16 protein-coding genes are annotated in these 18,416 nt (G+C 63.2%); 4 read left to right on the top strand and 12 right to left on the bottom strand.

From position 1 onward, the window contains the following. Window positions 1-85: 85 nt before the first annotated feature. On the top strand, window positions 86-1,099 hold the full coding sequence (locus CO676_RS16245; RefSeq protein WP_179875501.1) for an SIS domain-containing protein: 1,014 nt from the start codon (window positions 86-88) through the stop codon (window positions 1,097-1,099). Window positions 1,100-1,172: 73 nt separating this feature from the next. Further along, entirely contained in the window at window positions 1,173-1,985 is an 813-nt protein-coding gene (locus CO676_RS16240; RefSeq protein WP_097521820.1) for a PfkB family carbohydrate kinase, read from the top strand. Window positions 1,986-2,216: 231 nt separating this feature from the next. Here the strand turns inward: CO676_RS16240 and CO676_RS16235 are convergent, their stop codons facing one another. The 5 genes from CO676_RS16235 to oiaX form a co-directional block, all read right to left on the bottom strand. Further along, a complete protein-coding gene (locus CO676_RS16235; RefSeq protein ID WP_014763066.1) occupies window positions 2,217-3,188 on the bottom strand; it encodes an amino acid ABC transporter permease in 972 nt (323 codons plus the stop codon). Window positions 3,189-3,204: 16 nt separating this feature from the next. Beyond that, window positions 3,205-4,485 carry an FAD-binding oxidoreductase gene (locus CO676_RS16230; protein ID WP_097521819.1) on the bottom strand — a complete coding sequence of 427 codons (1,281 nt, stop codon included), beginning with the start codon at window positions 4,483-4,485 and terminating at the stop codon, window positions 3,205-3,207. Window positions 4,486-4,547: 62 nt separating this feature from the next. After that, window positions 4,548-5,375 (bottom strand): transporter substrate-binding domain-containing protein, encoded by an 828-nt coding sequence (locus tag CO676_RS16225; protein WP_014763064.1) that lies wholly within the window; start codon window positions 5,373-5,375, stop codon window positions 4,548-4,550. 198 nt (window positions 5,376-5,573) lie between these two features. Beyond that, complete coding sequence (locus CO676_RS16220) at window positions 5,574-6,911, bottom strand: four-carbon acid sugar kinase family protein (protein WP_097521818.1); 1,338 nt, start codon at window positions 6,909-6,911, stop codon at window positions 5,574-5,576. Between the two features lie 31 nt (window positions 6,912-6,942). Beyond that, window positions 6,943-8,199, bottom strand: a complete 1,257-nt coding sequence (gene oiaX / locus CO676_RS16215) for a 3-oxo-isoapionate-4-phosphate decarboxylase OiaX (protein WP_097521817.1) — start codon at window positions 8,197-8,199, stop codon at window positions 6,943-6,945. A 165-nt stretch (window positions 8,200-8,364) separates the two neighbouring features. Here oiaX and CO676_RS16210 point away from each other — a divergent pair, with 165 nt between their 5' ends. Continuing rightward, window positions 8,365-9,096 (top strand): transcriptional regulator NanR, encoded by a 732-nt coding sequence (locus CO676_RS16210; RefSeq protein ID WP_097521816.1) that lies wholly within the window; start codon window positions 8,365-8,367, stop codon window positions 9,094-9,096. Window positions 9,097-9,133: 37 nt separating this feature from the next. Here CO676_RS16210 and CO676_RS16205 read toward each other — a convergent pair whose 3' ends face one another. The 7 genes from CO676_RS16205 to CO676_RS16175 form a co-directional block, all read right to left on the bottom strand. Continuing rightward, window positions 9,134-11,056, bottom strand: coding sequence for a hypothetical protein (locus CO676_RS16205; RefSeq protein ID WP_097521815.1), 1,923 nt, complete (start codon window positions 11,054-11,056; stop codon window positions 9,134-9,136). Continuing rightward, on the bottom strand, window positions 11,053-12,087 hold the full coding sequence (locus CO676_RS16200; RefSeq protein WP_097521814.1) for a Gfo/Idh/MocA family oxidoreductase: 1,035 nt from the start codon (window positions 12,085-12,087) through the stop codon (window positions 11,053-11,055). Before CO676_RS16200 ends, CO676_RS16205 begins: the two co-directional genes overlap by 4 nt. A gap of 4 nt (window positions 12,088-12,091) precedes the next feature. Then, window positions 12,092-13,156 carry an ABC transporter permease gene (locus CO676_RS16195; RefSeq protein ID WP_097521813.1) on the bottom strand — a complete coding sequence of 355 codons (1,065 nt, stop codon included), beginning with the start codon at window positions 13,154-13,156 and terminating at the stop codon, window positions 12,092-12,094. Further along, window positions 13,156-14,706, bottom strand: coding sequence for a sugar ABC transporter ATP-binding protein (locus CO676_RS16190; protein ID WP_097521812.1), 1,551 nt, complete (start codon window positions 14,704-14,706; stop codon window positions 13,156-13,158). The genes CO676_RS16195 and CO676_RS16190 overlap by 1 nt, the downstream gene beginning before the upstream one ends. After that, window positions 14,703-15,347: a DUF2291 family protein gene (locus tag CO676_RS16185; protein ID WP_097521811.1), complete on the bottom strand. Its 645-nt coding sequence runs from the start codon at window positions 15,345-15,347 to the stop codon at window positions 14,703-14,705. Before CO676_RS16185 ends, CO676_RS16190 begins: the two co-directional genes overlap by 4 nt. 63 nt (window positions 15,348-15,410) lie before the next feature. Continuing rightward, on the bottom strand, window positions 15,411-16,352 hold the full coding sequence (locus CO676_RS16180) for a D-ribose ABC transporter substrate-binding protein (protein ID WP_014763055.1): 942 nt from the start codon (window positions 16,350-16,352) through the stop codon (window positions 15,411-15,413). Window positions 16,353-16,418: 66 nt separating this feature from the next. Next, a complete protein-coding gene (locus CO676_RS16175) occupies window positions 16,419-17,246 on the bottom strand; it encodes a phosphogluconate dehydrogenase C-terminal domain-containing protein (RefSeq protein ID WP_097521810.1) in 828 nt (275 codons plus the stop codon). 183 nt (window positions 17,247-17,429) lie between these two features. On the opposite strand from CO676_RS16175, the gene CO676_RS16170 reads away from it, so the two are divergent. Continuing rightward, window positions 17,430-18,395, top strand: a complete 966-nt coding sequence (locus tag CO676_RS16170) for an AraC family transcriptional regulator (RefSeq protein ID WP_041415132.1) — start codon at window positions 17,430-17,432, stop codon at window positions 18,393-18,395. Window positions 18,396-18,416: the final 21 nt, after the last annotated feature.

The raw sequence follows: 18,416 nt of genomic DNA, 5'->3' as shown, positions 1-18,416 counted from the left end.
TTGACACAACCTACCAATGTCGTCAGTTGTCTTACAACATTTCCAACGTAGGCCGGTGATCGCCTGCCACCATCGAGAGGGAACCATGCTGAATTTTGACGAACAGAGATTTCTTCGGATCCAGTCCGGCGCCGTCGCCCTCGGGCCGCGCCTCGACGCGGTCATTCGGGCCTGCCTCGATAAGGGGGCCGAGAATATCTTCTTCCTGGGAACCGGCGGCGCCGCCATCCTGATGCAGCCGGCCGTGCAGTTGCTCCAGCGAAAATCATGCTTCCCCGTCTTCGCCGATCTTGCCGCAGAGCTTGTCGTGACCGGCTCGGCCAATCTGACGGAGAAGTCGATCGTCGTCATACCGTCCCTCTCCGGCACCACGAAGGAAAGCGTGGCGCTGCTTGGCAAGGTGAAGGAGATCGGCGCGACCGTGCTGACGCTGGTTGGGCATGAGGACACGCCGCTCGGCAAAGGCGGTGATCATGCCTTCGTCAACTTCGCCGAAGACGACACGTCCTGCGAATCCCTCTACCTGCAATCGCTCTTCATTGCGCTGTCGATCCTCCGGCACCGCGGCGAAATTGATAATTGCGAGCAGATCGTCGGCGAGTTGGAAAGGCTTCCGCAGTTGCTGCTGGACGTGAAGCGCAGCTACGAGGCCAAGGCTGAACACTTCGCCGACACTCTCGCCGGCTCGGACTATCACATCATCACCGCGGCGGGGAACGCCTGGCCGGAAGCATTCTATTACGGCATGTGCATTCTCGAAGAGATGCAGTGGATCCGCACCCGTCCCGTGCACGCCTCGGACTTCTTCCACGGCACGCTGGAACTTGTCGAGAAGGGCGTCAGCGTCATTCTCTTCAAGGGCGAGGACAGCTTGCGGCCGCTCGCCGAGCGCGTTGAGAATTTCGCTCCGATCTATACGGACAAGCTGACGGTGCTCGATACGGCGCAGTTCGACCTGCCCGGCATATCGGCCGAAGTGCGTGGTCTCGTCTCGCCCATCGTCCTTGCGACAGTGCTCGAGCGCATCAGCGCGCATCTCGAAGTGATGCGCAATCATCCGCTGACGACGCGGCGCTATTACAAGCGCGTTGCGTATTGAGCCGGCAAGCGGCACGAAGGGTCGCGGGTGCAACAGCATTCGCGACCCCGCTGGGCAATTTTCAGGGACAGCCATGACCTCCTTCCGCCTTGCCGCCGTCGGCGACAACTGCATCGATCGCTTTCGTCCGCCGCTCGCCCAATCCTATGTCGGCGGAAATGCGGTCAATGTTGCCGTGCAGCTCGCGCGACTCGGTCATCAGTCATTCTATTTCGGCGCCGTCGGACGGGACCCGGACGGCGCAAAGATACGTCGGCTCCTGCATGAAAATGGAGTGAGGCTGGATCATCTGCAGGAAAGCGACGGCAATACCGCCTATACGGACATCGATATGACGTCCGCGGGCGACCGGATTTTCGTCCACGAGGACTTCGGAGTCTGCGCCGGATATCGGCCGGGCCGGGCCGAAATCGAGATCCTGAAGACGATGGATCACGTTCATATCGGCTGGCTCGATGACGGAGGGGCGCTGCGTCACGCCCTTTCGGCGGCGGGTGTCAGCGTCTCGCAGGACGTCTCGGTCAACGCTTCGGTCGCGCACCTCGGGGTCGAGGGGTTGTCGATCGCCTTTGGGTCGGCGGGCGAGAATGACACTGAGGCCGAACGCCTGGCCGCCGACTTCCTGTCACGCGGCGCCCGGCTTGCCGTGGTGACCCGCGGTGGGCGTGGCTCGCTTGCAAGCGACGGCAAGGAGCGAGCCTCGGCCGGTATCCGGCCCGTCGAGGTCGTAGACACGACGGGTGCCGGAGACAGTTTCATCGCCGGCTTCATCGCAGCCCGGGTGGAAGACCGGTCGCTTGCAGAATGCTTGCAAGCCGGTCGCGACCTCGGCTCCCTCACCTGCACCCATATCGGCGGTTTCCCGCAAGACCCGCAGCCGCTCTGAAGTCCAGGTCTGCCGCATCTAGTCGTGCGCTTATGGCGCTGCCATTCTCAAGGAAGCAACTGACTCTGGAACAGGTTGGCACGTTCACACTTCGGGTGAGCGAAGAACGCCGCCGGTTCGCCCCTTCGACGATGCGCCCCCCAACTCATGAAGATCATAACGCGGTGTCTGCATAGGCGATGAAGCTCAGCGCCGCGGCGCGCAGATGCACTTGCCGGCTCGACATTCGCATCAACGGACATCGAAGCGACCGAACCGGGCTTCGATGCGGGACTGGAGATACTCCAGGCAGACCGAGAGAAGCCAATAAATCATCGAGGCGGTGATCAGCATCTCGATATGGCGGAACTCCGTCTGCCCCTGGGTGCGGGCGAGATACATCAGCTCCCAGACACCGACGACGGATACGAGCGATGAATCCTTCAGCATCGCGATGAACTGGTTGCCGGTCGGCGGGATGATGACGCGCATCGCCTGCGGCAGGATCACCAGTCCCATGGTCTGGGCGGAGCTCAGGCCGAGAGCCGTTGCGCCTTCCGTCTGGCCGCGCGGGATGCTCTCGATGCCGGCCCGGAAAATCTCGGTCATATAGGCGCCGTAGCACAGCGACAGCGCCAGAATGCCGGCAGGAACGGCGCTGATGACGTAGCCGACCTGGGGCAGACCCAGATAGATGATGTAGATCTGCATCAATAGCGGCAGGCCGCGAAACAGCGAGGTGTAGAAGGTGGCGAAACCGTAGATGACGCCGTTCTTCGACAGCTTCGCGATCGCTCCGGCCAGTGCGATGATCGTCGCGACCGCTATCGAGATCACCGATATGTAGAGTGTCGTGACGACGCCTTGCGAGACGAGAAAGCCGATCTTCTTCGCGATGAAGGCGAAGGATAGATCGAAGGAATAGAAGAACAGCATCAGGAGCGCGAAAAGCTCCATCCAGACGCCGACCACCTGCAGGTGGCGCGGCAGCTGGCGCAACGCCTTCCAGTTCACCGCCGCCGTGATAGCTATCAGCAATGCCCCAAGGAATTGCCCAAGCGCGGGATGGGCGGCGATCCAGTCGGAAGCCGACGGCAGCACATGCGCGATCCAGGCCGGACTGATGCCGAGGCCGTAGATGGCAACCGTGACGAGCGCGAGCATAAGGAAAACGCCGGTGCGTCGCGCCGCGTCCGGGTAAGTCAGTACCAAGCGACCAATCATCCAAACTCTCCGGCGTTCAGGCAGCGCGCTCGCGCCACCAGTCCTGGGCCTGCAATTTCCAATAGGTGAGTTGAGCGACCGCGAGGCCGGCATAGCCGCCGGCCCAGACGAGCCCGAAGGGCTTGAAGAGCTTGTAGCGGTCGGACTGGCCGAGGATCGCCTCGGCGACAAGCTTTCCGCCGATCGCGGTCGTGTTGAGCCCATGGCCGCCAAAGGCCGCGCAATGCCAGGCGCCCGACTGCATTTCGCCGATCTGTGGCATCAGATGGCGCGCATAGGACATGAGGCCGGACCAAGCGAGTTCCGTCTTCAGTTCCTCAAGCTGCGGATAGGTCCCGACCATCTCGCGGCGCAACTCCCGTGCAAGCGCCGCCGGCGAGGCCGCCCGCGTCGTGATCCGCCCGCCCCACAACAGCCGTTTACCGCCGTCGACGAGCCGGTAATAGTCGCCGGCGCGGCGATTGTCGCCGACCGCGTCGCTGGTCGTGACGGCAGTGCGGATGAGCTCCCGCGCTTTCTCGCTCAGCATCACATAGGTGGCGATCGGCAGGAACGCGCGGTTCAATCGGCCGTTCAGAGAGCCGGTATAGCCCCCGGTGCTGAAGACGACCTGGCGCGCCCGGACCTTTCCGCGGATCGTCTGGACGGTCTTTTCGGCCCCGTTAAGCGCCGTTCCAATGGCCGCCGATCGCTCGTAGATCCGCCCGCCGAGGCGCTCGACCTCGTCCGCTACGCCGCGAAGGTAGTTCAACGGATGAATGTGAAAGGCTCGGCCGTCCCGCAGACCGTGGAAATAGCGCTTCGACTTCAGGACGGAACGAACCTGGTCAGTGTCGAGATATTCGAGCTCGTAGCCGTAGCCGCGCCTCATCTCGTCCGCATGCGCTCTCAAGCTCTTGCCATCGTCATGGCGCAGCACACTGACAAGTCCGGCCTGAGGCCGGGCGCCGTCGATCTTCAGCGTTTCGATCGTCTGCCGGACGAAATCGACACCCTCTATCGAGAGAAGATGCAACTGCCGGGCTGCTTCGCCGCCGGCCCTTCTGGCAATCTCCGCAGTGCCGGTGGCATAACCCGGGCTGACGAAGCCGCCGTTCCGGCCCGAAGCGCCAAAGCCGACACACTCGGCCTCGAGGACCACCACGGACTGGCCGGCGCGGGCGAGCTGGAGCGCGGTTGTCAGACCAGCGAGGCCTCCGCCAACGACAACAGTGTCGCATTCGACGGCTTCGGAGAGAACTGGTCTGACCTTCGTGTCGGCCATCGTCTGTTTGTAATAGGTATTCGGATAGGACATGATCACCCGCAGAGATCGACGCATGACAAGGCTGCGGGCGGCACAGCCGCCCGCAGCAAGGATCAGTCGGCGCTATAGTCCTTGCCGTACCACTTGGTGGTCAGCGTCGCGAGCGTACCGTCCTTTTTCATCTCGGCGATGATATCGCCGACCTTCTTCGTCCAGTCCGGATCGACCTTTTCGGCAATCACGACCAGCGGCTCCTTGAAGGCGTATTCGCCGTCGAGAACCCGGAGCGGGTAACCATTCTTGATGGCGTTCATGGCGGTTTGTTCCGGCGCGATGACGGCGTCAAGCCGTACGCCGTTGCCAAGGCGCAGATCGTCGAAGGGAAGCATGGAATCGGCGAAGGTGCGGATTTCGCCGGGCTCGAGCTTGTATTCGACCGGCGAAAGGCCGGGCGCGTCGATCTCGAGCTGGCGACGAATGAAGTCCTCGGAGGTCGTGGCGGTCTCCACGCCGATGATCTTGCCGTTCAGATCAGTGACGGACTTCGCCTGGCTGTCCTTGTGAAGGACATAGACATAGGGGCTGTAGTAATAGATGCCGGCAAAGTCGATCACCTGCGCACGCGCCTTGGTCGGGGTGACGGAACCGACGCCGAGATCGTAGCGCCCCTGCCAGCGGCCGCCGGTCAGCGTCGCCCAGTCGGGAGTCTCGAAGCTGACTTCGACGCCGAGCCGCTTGGCGATCTCCTTCGAAACGTCAATGTCGAAGCCGACCATCTCGTTGTTGTCGTCGAGATAGCTCTGGGGCGGCCAGCCGCTATTGGTGGCAACGACCATGGCCTTCTTGTCCATGACCCGGTCGAGCGTTTCGCCCGCCTGTGCGGCGGTCACGAACGCCAGTGCGGCAGCGCCGATGGCCAGCTTTGCAAACAGTCTCCTCACGCAATCCTCCTGTTCAAATCCGTCAGCGGACAGTTCCCGTTTATGTAAGATGTCTGACAACTAGATTTGTAAGTCGAAGCGGCTGGCTGTCAAGGCCGAATGGCTGCCCGACCCATGAAACGAAGTGATGAGACCATGTGCTTTCGTGATGACAAGGTCGCAGACTGCGCGGCGGGCGCCTCTCGGTGCGAATAGGTCCTACGCGGCTGGTCGCCCGTCGCGGATCATCGCGAAGTAATCGTCCAGGCCGACCTGGCCGCCTTTCAGCGCCACGTGCATGCCGTCGATCAGCGGGTCGGCGCTATGGGCGGTGCAAAGCGGCGATCCCGGCGATTGCGGCAGCGGCAGCCGCAAGGTCAGCGCGTCGACGGAAAGCTGGCTCAGTGCGTGGCTCGACGTGTCGCCGCCGGCGATGACGGCGCGGCGAAGGCCGGCCCTTTTCACCAACTCCTTGAGCAGCAGGCCGAGCCGCTCGCCGATCCGGTGGCGGGACCCGTCCTCCAGGCGAATCGCATTGCCGCGGTCGCTCGAAGGGCCAAGCGCCGTATAGAGGATGACGCTCCGCCCCTCCGCAAGAACCGCAAGGCCCCGCGCAATCGCATTCTCGAGCGCGGCACCGCCCTCCGCGGCGGCAAGCGCGACCGGATCGACCCCGATCCCCTCAAAACCGTTTTGGAGGGCGTGGCGGATTTGCCGTTCGGTGGTCGGCGAGACGCTGCCGGAAACGACGGCGATCCGCTCGACCGGTCCGGGCGCCGTGAAGGCGGGCGCTTCGCCGAGCAGGCCAAGCCGGCGCCATTCGCGCACGAGCGCATATTCGAGGCCGGAGGAACCACAGGCAAACTGACCGCCGGACATACGCTTGCGCCAAAGCTGCCGCCCGACGGCGGCCTGACTCTCCGCCCCCGCGACGTCGAGGAGAACGATGTCACTTCCCTCGGCGAAGGCGAAATCGGTGACCGCGTCGGCTTCACCCGAGGCGAGTTGGGCGATATCGACCAGCCCCGTCTTCAACGACGTCTGCCGCGACAGGTGCAGGCGGACGTCTGCCTCGTCCATCGGCGTCACCGGATGCCGGCTCATCACCGGATGGCGGTCGATCCGGTAGGTCTCGCCGCGAAAGGCGGCGAAGAGATTGCCGAAGGCCGTGTAACGGCGAATTTGCGGCGCGCCGAGCACCAGCGGCACCGGCGCCTTGCCGAACACCTCCCGACCGATCTCGATCGCCTTGCCGATATTGCCGACCGTCGGGCTCGAATCGAAGGTCGAACAGACCTTGTAATGGGCGATCTCAGCCCCCAACGATTTCAGCCAGACAAAGGCAGCGGGGAGATGTTCCGCCATCCAGTCCGGTGTCTGGCTACGGCTCGTGCCGGAAAGACCGAAGGCGCGGCAATGGGCGAAGCGTTCAAGCAGCGCCGCCTCCGGAATTTTGAGGAAAAGGGCCGTTTCGACGCCGTGCGAGGAGAGCGCCTCCATGACGTCGGTCGAGCCGGTGAGGTCGTCGCCGTAGTAACTCAGCAATGGTGTCTGCATGCGCGGCCTTCCATGGCTCAACTTGAGTGGGTCAGGTGCCCTTGCCGTCGGCGAATTTCACCAGGGACTGGGCGAGTTCCGGATGATCCTTGGCATAATCGGCAAGCGGAATACCGGCGACCGCCGCCTCCCAGGCATGACGAACCGCCCTGACCCCGGCGCCAGCGCCGCCCGGATGGCTGACGATGCCGCCGCCGCAGAGATAAAGCAGATCGGTCGAGCCGCCGGTCCGGGCATAGGTCTCGGGCGCCTGCCCGCCCCATTGGCCGGAGCCGACCACAGGCAGCGGGCAATCGCGTTCGGAAAAGAGCGGCGTGCTGACCGCCTTGAAGGATTTCACGAAGCTCTCGTCCGGTTCCCAATATTTGACGCGGATGCCGTTGATCTGGAACTGGTCCACGCCGATCAGCCGCCAGAACTGCTGCCAGACGGAGAATTCCATTCCGAGACCGCCGTGGCGGGTCAGGATATCCCAGCCGTTCCGGTGCGCGTGGAGCACGATCCCCGAGCGCTTGCGTAGGAAGGCAAGACCCCCCATTCCGATCGAATTGATGTTGACGACCCCCGCATTGCCACCCGCCTGAACGACGTGATCGTGGTTGCGCATCATCTCGTCGAGGTCGGTATGGGAGATGCCGAAGGCATACATCACCTTCTTGCCGGTCTTCTGCTCGTGGTCGAGGATCCTCGGCATGATCGCGGCGATGCGCTCCTTCAGCGGCGAATAGACCGGGCTCATCAGCTTCTCGTCGTCCTTGATGAAATCGACGCCGGAGGAGAGCAGTTCACCCACCAGTTCACCCGTCTCCTCCGGCCTCAAGCCCAAGGCGGGCTTGACGATTGTGCCAATGATCGGGCCCTCTTCGACACCGGTCAGCTGGCGGCTCCCGGCGACGCCGAACTGCGGCCCGGGATGGGCGGCGCCAAATTCCGGCGGCAACTTCATATCGACCACCCGAACGCCCGTCATCCCCTTGATCGAATAGACCCCTCCGATGGCGATGGTCATCAGTGCGGCGAGATCCGTACCGACCGCATCGAGCGGAAATTCGATATCAGCGTCGGCCCGGTTGAAGCGTTTCGCCTCGCCCGCCTCCTCGGGCCAGGAGGGGCGGTCGGTCGGCTCCAGATTTCTTATTGCGACGACCCGGGCCGCGACGCGCGCCTTCAATTCCTCGGTTTCGCCGGGGACCGGCACAAAGGTTCCGGTCGACTGATCGCTGGCGATCTTGGCCGCCAGCGCCACAACGTCGCCCGGGGTCTCGATGCGGTAGGTGATGCGGATCACGGCACTTCGCTCTTCGTGAAATAAGTAGCCTCGCTCGCCCCCACTGGTATAATGAGTACCTGAGCTACGCAAGAGAAATCACGTGAGTTATCCGGCAAGGTGAGATTTCCTCGCCACGGCAAACGTGCATAAAGAAGGATAAGCGACAATAACGGTGGAGTTCACATGGCGATTCAATCCGAACCGATCGTTCGCAGAAAGCTCTCTGACGAGGTCTTCGCCCGGCTGAAGGCGCTGATCGAGACCGGCGACTTGCAGCCTGGCGACGAGATGCCATCGGAACGGATGCTGATGGAGCGTTTCCAGGTCGGCCGCCCCGCCATCCGTGAAGCGATGCAGGCGCTCGCCAATATGGGACTGATTGAGATTTCGCACGGCGAGCGTGCCAAGGTGCTGCAGCCGACGGCGCAATCGCTGCTGAAACAAATGGACGTCGCCGCCAAGATCATGCTTTCGGCGTCTTCGGATTCGCTTGAACACCTGAAAAACGCGCGCATTTTCTTCGAACGCGGCATGGTGCGCGAGGCGGCAAGCCGCGGATCGCCCGCCGACGTCGCCGCGCTCGAGGAGACCTTGAAGCGGCAGCGTGCCGCGCTCGGCGATTCCGACGCCTTCATTGCCGCCGACATGGCGTTTCATGGCCGTATCGCGCAGATTTCCGGCAATCCGATCTTCAGTGCCGTGAGCGAAGCCATGCTCGGCTGGCTCAAGGAGTATCATACGGAAATGCTGATCTGGACCGGCAAGGAAAACGTGACGCTCTCGGAACACGCCGAAATCATCGACTGCATCCGGCGCGGCAATCCCGATGAAGCCGAACAGGCGATGATCAAGCATCTCGAGCGCTCGCGAGCGCTCTATGCGCCCAAAGGCAAGGTCGAGAGCCAGAGCGCGTAGCGAACGAGACGGCCCTCGCCCCCTCATCAGCACAAGATCAAGGGATGTCGATACGGGCGACCGCATAGGCGGAGAGCACGAATTTTTCGCCCTTGTGCGCCCTCGCCTCCGGCGTTTTCCCGCCCGCCCGAAGCCATGCCTCGTCGAGTTCCGTGAGCCGGCACCCGTCCGCTCCGCCTTCGGTGAGCACCAACTCCTGAGGCTCGGACGTCAGGTTGGCGAACAAGAGCGTCGCGCGGCCGCTTGCCGCGCCGAGTCCGACGACCCGATCGGGCGCGGATGTGTCGACGGCGATGCGTCTACCGCCCGAAATCTCGGCAAGCCAGCGCAGGACGTGGAACAGAGGCCTCGGATTACCCTTTCTGACCGGCTCGCCGATTTCGGCCACTAGGCCGAATGGGCCGGCGAGCGTCGAAAGCGTCAACACCTCTGGCTGCGCATCCGCGACCGTCGCCGCATAGGCAAGCGTCCAGGCCGCACCGAAGAGCGCATTGTGGCGCGGATCGCGGTTCGCCATCGCGATGCGCTTGCCGAGCGGATTGTCCTTGGTCCGGCTCCCATAGGGATTCTGGCGCATGGCGATGGTCGAGGGACCGATGCGATAGGGCTTGTCGCCGTAGATCGCCCGGACGGACCGCGTCACGTACCGCAGCGCCTCGAAGGTCTGCATGACGCTCAGGTCGTCGGCGGCGTGGACGATCGGGTTGGTGCAATGAGTCACATAGGAAAGCCGATCGGCCGGCGCGCGCTTGCGGTTGAGCTCGGTGAAATAGCTGAACATCCCGCCGCCGAGCGGCACGCCCGGAAAGGCTCCTTGCGCGGCGGCATAGACATCTTCGAGCGGCGGGCATGCCGGCCAGACGCTGCCCGGCGGCGTCGAATCGCGATCGACCGATGGGGACACGGCGAGACTTGCGAGCTTCAGGCCGCTGGCGCGCACCATCCGGGCGATGTCGCTCAGTTCCTCATCCACCGGGCGCCGGCACGGCACGAAGCATTCGAGCGTCACTGCCGCGCCGGAGGCATCGGCCATTTGCCGGAAGTGCCTCAACGCTGCTGCGCCATGGCCGGCATCGGGATCGAAGTGGCAGATCAGATGGCCGGCACCTAGCTCGCGGATCAGACCTGCGTCGAGCAGTTCGTCGCTAACCTCGTCGGGTCTCAACCCGATGCCGATTGCCGACAGTGTTCCTTGATCGCGCCTCAGTGAAACTTCGATCCGGCTTGGCGTTTGCTCGACCTTCGGGGTAGCCGCGCCGATCTGCCGAATCGACAGCCGAATGGCCTGATGAACCGTTTCCCCGGCTTTCAGCACATAGGGCCAGGGGAGTGCCAGCGGCCTCACATATGTCTTGTAGGAGCCGTCGGTCCAGTTCCGCTGGTCCTCCATCTCGAATACGTCGCCCGCCATGCGGCACTCGGCCTCGACCCCGGGCATGACCTCATGGGTGATCGCGGCGATATCCTTGAAGGGCTGCCAGGGCTCGATCAGATCGGGAAAAACCGATCGCTCGATCGATCCGTCTCCATGCTCGACCGTGATTGGCCGGCCGGCCACAGCGACGATGGGATGCAGAATCGCAAAGCCGGCGCGCGCCGTCTCGAAATCGCGATCGGGCGTGAGACGCGCATCGAAGATGAGAGCGTCGGGGAATACTTCGATCGTCGCCCGGCAGCCGAGGATCGCTCCGTCGGGCGCCTGGAAGCGAACATAGTATCGGACGATCGTCGCCGCATCTTCCTCTTCGACAGTCAGATCGGTGATTGCGGCCCCGCATGTTCCCCAATCCCGGTCGCGTACGAGAAACGAGATCGCCCGCAGCACCTCCTTGCCGGAAAAGCGAGTCGTACGCAGATTGCCGCCGACAAGCTCGGCGCTGAAGCGACCTGCTTCGAGACAGCGCGCTTCCGGCTCCTGCTCTTCGGTGCCGAAGAGGAGAAAGGCGCGCGAGGCCGTCATTGCAGGAAGTCCTCGACCGGGACGGTTTTGCCCTTGGCGGCGCTGCGATAGGATGCCTCTACCAGTGCGAAGGTCTTGAGATTGTCCCTGCCGGAGGTGTCCGGCTCGCGGCCGGTGCGCAGACAGTCGACCCAGTGCTGCTGAATGAGGCTGACGCTCTCCTGAATGTTGTGCCAGGGGGCCGATGCCCAGGGAAGAAGACGCGGCGCGACATCCGTCATCTCCGTGCCGCCCCGCGAGCGAACGTGAAGGCGGTAGCCCTGCGAGAGCCGCAGCGTGCCCTTGCTTCCGTCCACCTCCAGCAAGGTTTCGGGGAAGGGCTCGACCGGCAATTTGGTGGCGTAGCTGCAATCTACAATCGAGGTGATCCCGGCCCGATGGTCGAGCATCATGGTCGCAACGTCCTCGCCGACGATATGCGGATTGACCCGGCGCGTGCGGGCGGTCACCGACGTCGCATCGCCGAAGAGAAAACGCGCGACATCGAGCGCGTGGATGCCGAGATCCTCGATGATAAAGCGCTTGCCGGTCGCCAGATACGGCTGGCCGGAAAAGACGTCATAGGCCGACCGGAAGCTCACGCGGCCCCAAAACACCTCGCCGATCGCGCCGTTGTCGATCGCGGCTTTGGCGGCCCGGATCGGCGATTGCCAGCGGAAATTCTCGTGCACCATCAGCGGTACGCCCGCCGCGGCGCAGGCGGCGACCATCGCCTTGGCGTCCTCCATCGTCGGCGCAATCGGCTTTTGACAGATCGTCGGAATGCCATGCCGCGCGGCCATCTCCACGAGCGGGCGGTGGCTTCTGACGGTCGTCGCAATATCGACGAAGTCGAAGCCGCCATCGGCAAACAGATCCTCGGCCGAGGTGTAGCGTCGCGTGATGCCGAACTCGTCGCCAATTGCCCGAAGCCTTGTGGGATCGCGGTCGCAGATGGCGACGATGCGCGCCCCCTCAGCGTCGCGCCAACCATGCATCTGGTTGACCGCGAAAAAACCGCAACCAATCAGCGCACCCTTCAGAACTGCCATTCACTCAACCCTTCTTTGCGAGTTGCATCAGCGTCACCTGCTGCTGCAGCCGGCGTTGCGCCTGGTCGACGACGACCGCAACGATAATCACGATGCCCTTGATGACCATCTGCCAGAACGACGAAATCCCCATCATGACAAGACCGTCGGAAAGTATGCCGATGACGAAGGCGCCGATGATGGTGCCGCCGATCGTGCCCCGGCCGCCGGACATCGACGTGCCTCCGAGCACGGCGGCGGCGATGGCATTGAGCTCGAAGGAATTGCCGGTCGCCGGGTGCGATGCCATCAGTTCCGACGAGATGACCAGGCCGACGATCGCCGCGCAGAAGCCGGAGAACATGTAGACGAACATCTTCACCCGATCGACGCGGATGCCGGACATGCGGGCGGCTCGCTCGTTGCCGCCGACCGCGAAGATATGGCGGCCGATCGGCGTGCATTTCGCCACATAGGCGGCGGCAAGCGCCACGACGATGAGGATCCAGATCGACACCGGCAGGCCGAGCAGCCGGCCGGAGCCGAGGAAGGCGAAGCCGGTCGTCGACAGTTCCGGCTTGCCGACGAGGTTCGGGAAGGTCTGGCCGTCCGACGACAGCAGCGCGAAACCGCGCGCGACATAAAGCGTGCCGAGCGTTGCGATGAATGGCGCGACATTCAGCTTGGTGATCAGCAGGCCGTTGATCGCACCGATCACGATGCCGACCGCCAGCGTGATGAGACACACCTCGAAGACATTGAAATAGATCGTGTAGCCGAACTGCAAATCGATGCCGTTCAGGATCAGGCCGCCGGCCACCATGCCGCAGAGCCCGACGATCGAGCCGACGGAGAGGTCGATGCCGCCGGTGATGATCACGAAGGTCATGCCCATGGCGAGGAAGGCGTTGAGCGCCACGTGCTTCGACATCAGGATGAGGTTCGCGGTCGAAAGGAAGTTCGGCGCGAAGACCGAGAAGAAAGCGATCACCGCGAAGAGCGCGATGAACGTCCTGAGCTTCATCAGGGTCAGCAGGAGAGAGCCGTTCGGGGCATCCGCGGCGTTGGGGGTCGTCGTTGCCGTCGTCATCAGGCGTGTTCCCTTGTCGTCTTGTGGCCTGCGGCCGAAGCCTTCACGATCATCTCTTCCGTCGCCTCCGGGCGGTCGATGACGGTGACGAGCCGTCCATTGCTCATGATGGCAATGCGGTCGGAGAGCGCCATCACCTCTTCGAGGTCGGAAGTGGAAAACAGGATCGCCAGCCCCTCGCCGGCGAGCCGCCGCATAGTGCGGAAGACATCGGCCTTGGCGCCGACGTCAATGCCGCGGCTCGGCTCGTCCATCAACAACACCTTCGGCCTGGTCATCAGCGCCTTGCCAATGACGACCTTCTGCTGGTTGCCGCCCGACATCGAAGTGACCTCGAAATCCGGATTCGGCGCCTTGATGGAAAGGTCGCGGATCGCCGCCTTGATCGCCGCCTGCTCTTTCTCGCCGACAATATGGAAACCGAAGCGCAGAAAGCGCTCGAGGCTCGCCAATGTCAGGTTGCCGGCAATCGAGAGCGCCTGCACCAGCCCTTCGCGCTGGCGATCCTCCGGGATCATCGCCAGGCCTTGCTGGATCCGCTCGGAGGTATCGCAAGCGGAAACCTCGACGCCGCCGACATGGACGCGCCCGGTCGAATGGCGATGCTGGCCGATGACGCACTCGAAGAACTCGCTTCGTCCTGCACCCATCAGCCCGTAAATGCCAAGCACTTCACCGGCGCGCAGCGAGATTGACACGTGGTCGACGGCAAGCCCGCCGGTGCGCCGCGGCAGGCAGATGTCTTCGGCGCGGAAAGCCTCTTCACCGAGGCGATGTTCGAGCGACTTGGCGAAATCCTTCGCATCCGAACCGATCATCGAGCGGACGATCCACTTGGTATCGATGTCCCTGACCAATGCGTGGCCGGTGATCTGACCGTCGCGGAGCACCGTGATATAGTCGCCGATCCGCATCAGCTCTTCGAGGCGATGTGAGATATAGACGATCGCCACTCCTTGTGCCTTCAATTCGCGAATGACCCTGAAGAGCACGTCGACTTCCGCCGCCGAAAGCGCCGAGGTCGGTTCGTCGAGAATGAGGATGCGGGTATTAAGCGAGATCGCCTTGGCGATTTCCACCAATTGCTGCTGGCCGATCGGCAGATCCTCGACGAGGGTCTCGGCGTCGATACCGGCATTCAGTCTATCGAGGAAATGGTTGGCCTTGTCGATCTGGGCGCGATGATCGATGCCGCGCAGGCCGCGGGTCACTTCACGTGTCGCGAAAATATTTTCGGCAACGGATAAGTTGCCGAAGAGATTGAGCTCCTGGAAGACCATGCCGATCCCGTGGCGCTGGGCATCGGCCGGCGAGTGGAAGTTGACCTCCTTGCCATCGAGCAGAATGCGACCGAGCGAGGGCTTCTCGACGCCGGCGATGATGCGCATTAGCGTCGACTTTCCGGCGCCGTTCTCGCCGACAAGGACGTTTACGGCACCGCGCCGCAGCGCCAGGTTGGCGTGGCGCACGGCGACGATGCCGGAATAGACCTTGGTGACGTCCTCAAGGCGCAGCACGCAATCGTCGTTGTCAGGCGGCCGCATGGTCATCCACCCACCGTCAACTGCGCCGGCGCGAAGACCGGCAACTGCCCCTTGGCGGGTGCGGGATAGGCCCCGACCGCATCCAGCTTCTTGCCGACGAGTTGGTCGCGCGAGAGCTTTTCGAGCACCAGGCCGTTCACATGGGTATTGAAGGCCTTGCCGTATTGTGCCCACTCAATCTGGTTCTTGAACTCGTTGAAGTTCACGAAGTCGAGGCTGTCGCGGATCGCCGTGCCGCGGATCGCCGGACCGATCTGGACGCGCGCATCCGCCTTGCCGTCGCCGTCGGCATCGACGTCTACATAGGCCGAGCGCGACTTCGTCTCCGCCTTGACGATGGTGCCGGAGAGGCGCGCGGCGAAGGTCCAGGGGCTACTTCCCTGCTTCTCCTTGTGCCCATATTTTGCGCCGGCCGCTTCCAGATTGCTTGCGGCGAGCGAGGCGACCTCGGAGAACGGTCCCGCCTTCCTGTCGAGATAGGGCACGACCTTGCTGTCCCAAATCTCCGCGACCATCCGATCCGGATTGAAGCCACCGGTGGCGGATTGCGCCGCCTCCTCCGCCGTTGGCGTCTTGATGAACTTGCAGCCGGCCAGCGCCAGCACCACCCCAAGGACGATGACGGACGCGCCCCTCGTAATTGGCATCGAAACCTACTCCATAGGGAATGCAGGCGCGCGAGGCTGCTGCCGTCGCACGCCAAACGCCGATCAGTTAGTGAGTGCGAAGGTCTCGAGCTGGTCGGCGTTTTCGCTGTTGATCAGCACGCAATCCATGAGCTGCTTTTCTTCCGCCGGCTTCTTGCCGGTGGTGATGTACTCATGCGCCTGCTGGACCGCCATCTGCGCTTGGGCATAGGCCGGCTGGAGCACGGTCGCCTTGATGCCGCCGGACTTGATCGAGTCGCGCACGTCGTTGGAACCGTCGAAGCCGACGACGATGATGTCCTTGCGGCCGGCGGCCTGCAGCGCGGCGATCGCGCCCATGGCCATCGTGTCGTTGCCGGAGATGACGCCCTTGATGTCAGGATTGGCCTGCAGGATGGTTTCCATCTTGCTGTAGCCCTCGGTCTGGCTCCAGTTCGCCGACTGCTGCGCCACCATCTTCATCTCTGGATATTCGTCGATGACGTCGTGATAGCCCTTGGAGCGGATGCCGGCGTTGAGATCGGCTTCGCGGCCGAGCAGTTCGACATAGTTGCCGGACTCGCCCATCAGTCGGACGAATTCCTCGGCGCCGAGTTGGGCACCCTGGTAGTTGTTGGAGACGATCTGCGAGACGGCGACGCCGGTGGCGTTGATTTCCCGGTCGATCAGGAAGGACGGCACGCCGGCGTCCTTCGCCTTCTGCACGGCGGCGATCGAGGCTTCCGAGCCGGCATTGTCGAGGATGATCGCCTTGGCGCCGCGGCCGATCGCGGTGTCGACCAGTTGCGATTGCTTGTTGGCGTCGTCGTCATGCACGAGGACGAGCGTCTCGTAGCCGAGTTCCTTGGCCTTCGCCTCAGCCCCGACCGCCTCGGCCTTGAAGAACGGGTTGTCATGCGACGGCGTGATGATCGCAATCAAGTCCGCCGCGTAAGCGGGAATAGCGGAGCCCGCCGCCAGGAATGCGGCAAAGGCGGCCACGGTCATTCTGCGTGTCAGTTTCATCGGTTCTCTCCTCCCAGGTTGAAAAATGACCGGCGCCGCCCCATGGCCCCGGTGTCTCACGCGCGATCAGGTGATGCGTCGGATGCTGTCGGCGATCTCCTGCGGCTCGAAGACGCGCTTCCAGTCGTCGCGCATCAGCATCGGCTTGCCGAACTCGATCGCCTTGTTGCAGGCATCCGAGAAGACGCCCTCGACCTCTTCGAAGATCACGGCGCCGAGCACGTTCATGTGGCCGAGCAGGAAGTCGCGGGCCGCCTCTTTCGGCACGCCGCGGGCGACGCATTCGTCCATGGCCTCGCGCATGACGACGAGCAGCGATGCGCAGACCGTCTCCGACAGGCCGGGCTCGAGCAAGGCCATCTGCTCGACGGTGACCCGATGCGAACGCATGACCGGCGCCCAGATGATCTTGGCGATCTCCTCGCCTTTGGCGTAGTCCGCCTCCGGCCCCTGCATCAGCGCGGAGACGATGTGCTGCTTGGCGGCGACGCCGCCGAAATGATCCTTGCGCGCGGCAAGCTCCGTCTCGTCGTTGAAGATCGGCGGATGGCAGGGATGCGTGACGAAATAGGTCAGGTCGTCGCGCCGCGGCAGATGACCGGCAAAGGGTGCGGCGGCATCAAGGACGATCATCATCGTGCCGGGCTGCAGCTTGTCGACAATGCCGGCCGCTACCTTGCCGATCGCCGTATCCGGCACCGCAAGGATGACGACCTCGGCCCCGTCGAGTGCGGTGTCGATCGAGACCGTCTCGAGTCCGAGTTCCTTTACCAGCCGCGCTTTGCCGGTCTCGCTAACCTCGACGTGGCGAACGTCGAAGTGCGAGTCTTTGAGGTTCTTGGCGAGCCGGCAGCCCATCTTTCCACCGGCGCCCAATAGGGCAATCGAAGTCATCTGCATCTCCCGCATGTCGATAACGGAAGCGATAGACGAACTGGTATGATGAGTCAATGAGTATATCAGCAACGGCATCCCTAGCGCCGCAGTTGCGATTTCTTGCCTAATCCTGCACGCTTCAAAAGAATGTGATAAACAGATGATTTGACATCTACCGGCGGAGCGGCGACAGCCATGCCCATGAGCGAGGCCAAGGCCATCATTGAGCGACAGCGCCTACGCGAGGAGACCGCGCCGCTTCGTGCGCGTATCCTTGACGAACTCGCGCAGCTGCAGTGGGACGGTCTGCGCTACAGCCACACCGTCCCGGAGCTTTCCCTTTACCGTGTCGTCGAGCCGGCCGGCCCTTTTTCCGCCGTCTATGAGCCTAGCCTGTCCTTGATCATCAAGGGGAGCAAACGCGTCCATGTCGGTAATCAGACGCTCGTCTACGACGACTCCTGCTTTTTCCTGACGGCCCTCGGACTGCCGGCGACCGGCCAGATCTGCGAGGCGAGCCTGGACGAGCCCTATGTGGCAGCTTCGCTCCGGCTCGATCTCGAGAGGCTGCGGCGGATCATCGCCGACCACGACCTGCATCCGACGGAGGCGCCCGAACGCGACCTCGTCGGCGTCGCCGTCGGCGCCGCGACACCCGCACTGTTCGACGCTTTTCTGAGACTGATTTCGCTTGCAAATGCGCCGGCCGACATACCGTTCCTGGCAAGTCACATTCACAATGAAATCCTCTATCGGCTGCTCACCGGCGAGCAGGGCGCGCGACTCAGACGCTTCGCGCTGGCCGGCACCAACAGCAACCGTGTCGCCCGAGCAATCGCATGGCTGAAAGAGAACTACACCCAGCCGCTGCGCGTCGAAGAACTGGCGGAGATCGCCAATATGGGGGTCTCGACGTTGCACCACCATTTCCGCGCCATGACCGCCATGAGCCCGCTGCAGTTCCAGAAGCACCTCCGCCTGCACCACGCACGGGAACTGATGCTGTCGCAATCGCTCGACGCGGCGACGGCGGCGCTGCGCGTCGGCTATGAGAGCCCGACACAGTTCAGCCGCGAGTATCGCCGCGCTTTCGGCCACCCGCCGCTGCGCGACATCAGGGCAATCCTGAACTCCAGCGATTCCACCAAGCGCGATTCCGTCGGTTAGCGCAGACGCGTCTCAAACCGC

Source organism: Sinorhizobium sp. BJ1 (genome assembly GCF_002531555.1).
Lineage (GTDB): Bacteria > Pseudomonadota > Alphaproteobacteria > Rhizobiales > Rhizobiaceae > Sinorhizobium > Sinorhizobium fredii_B.
This window is presented reverse-complemented; position numbering and strand designations above follow the sequence as displayed.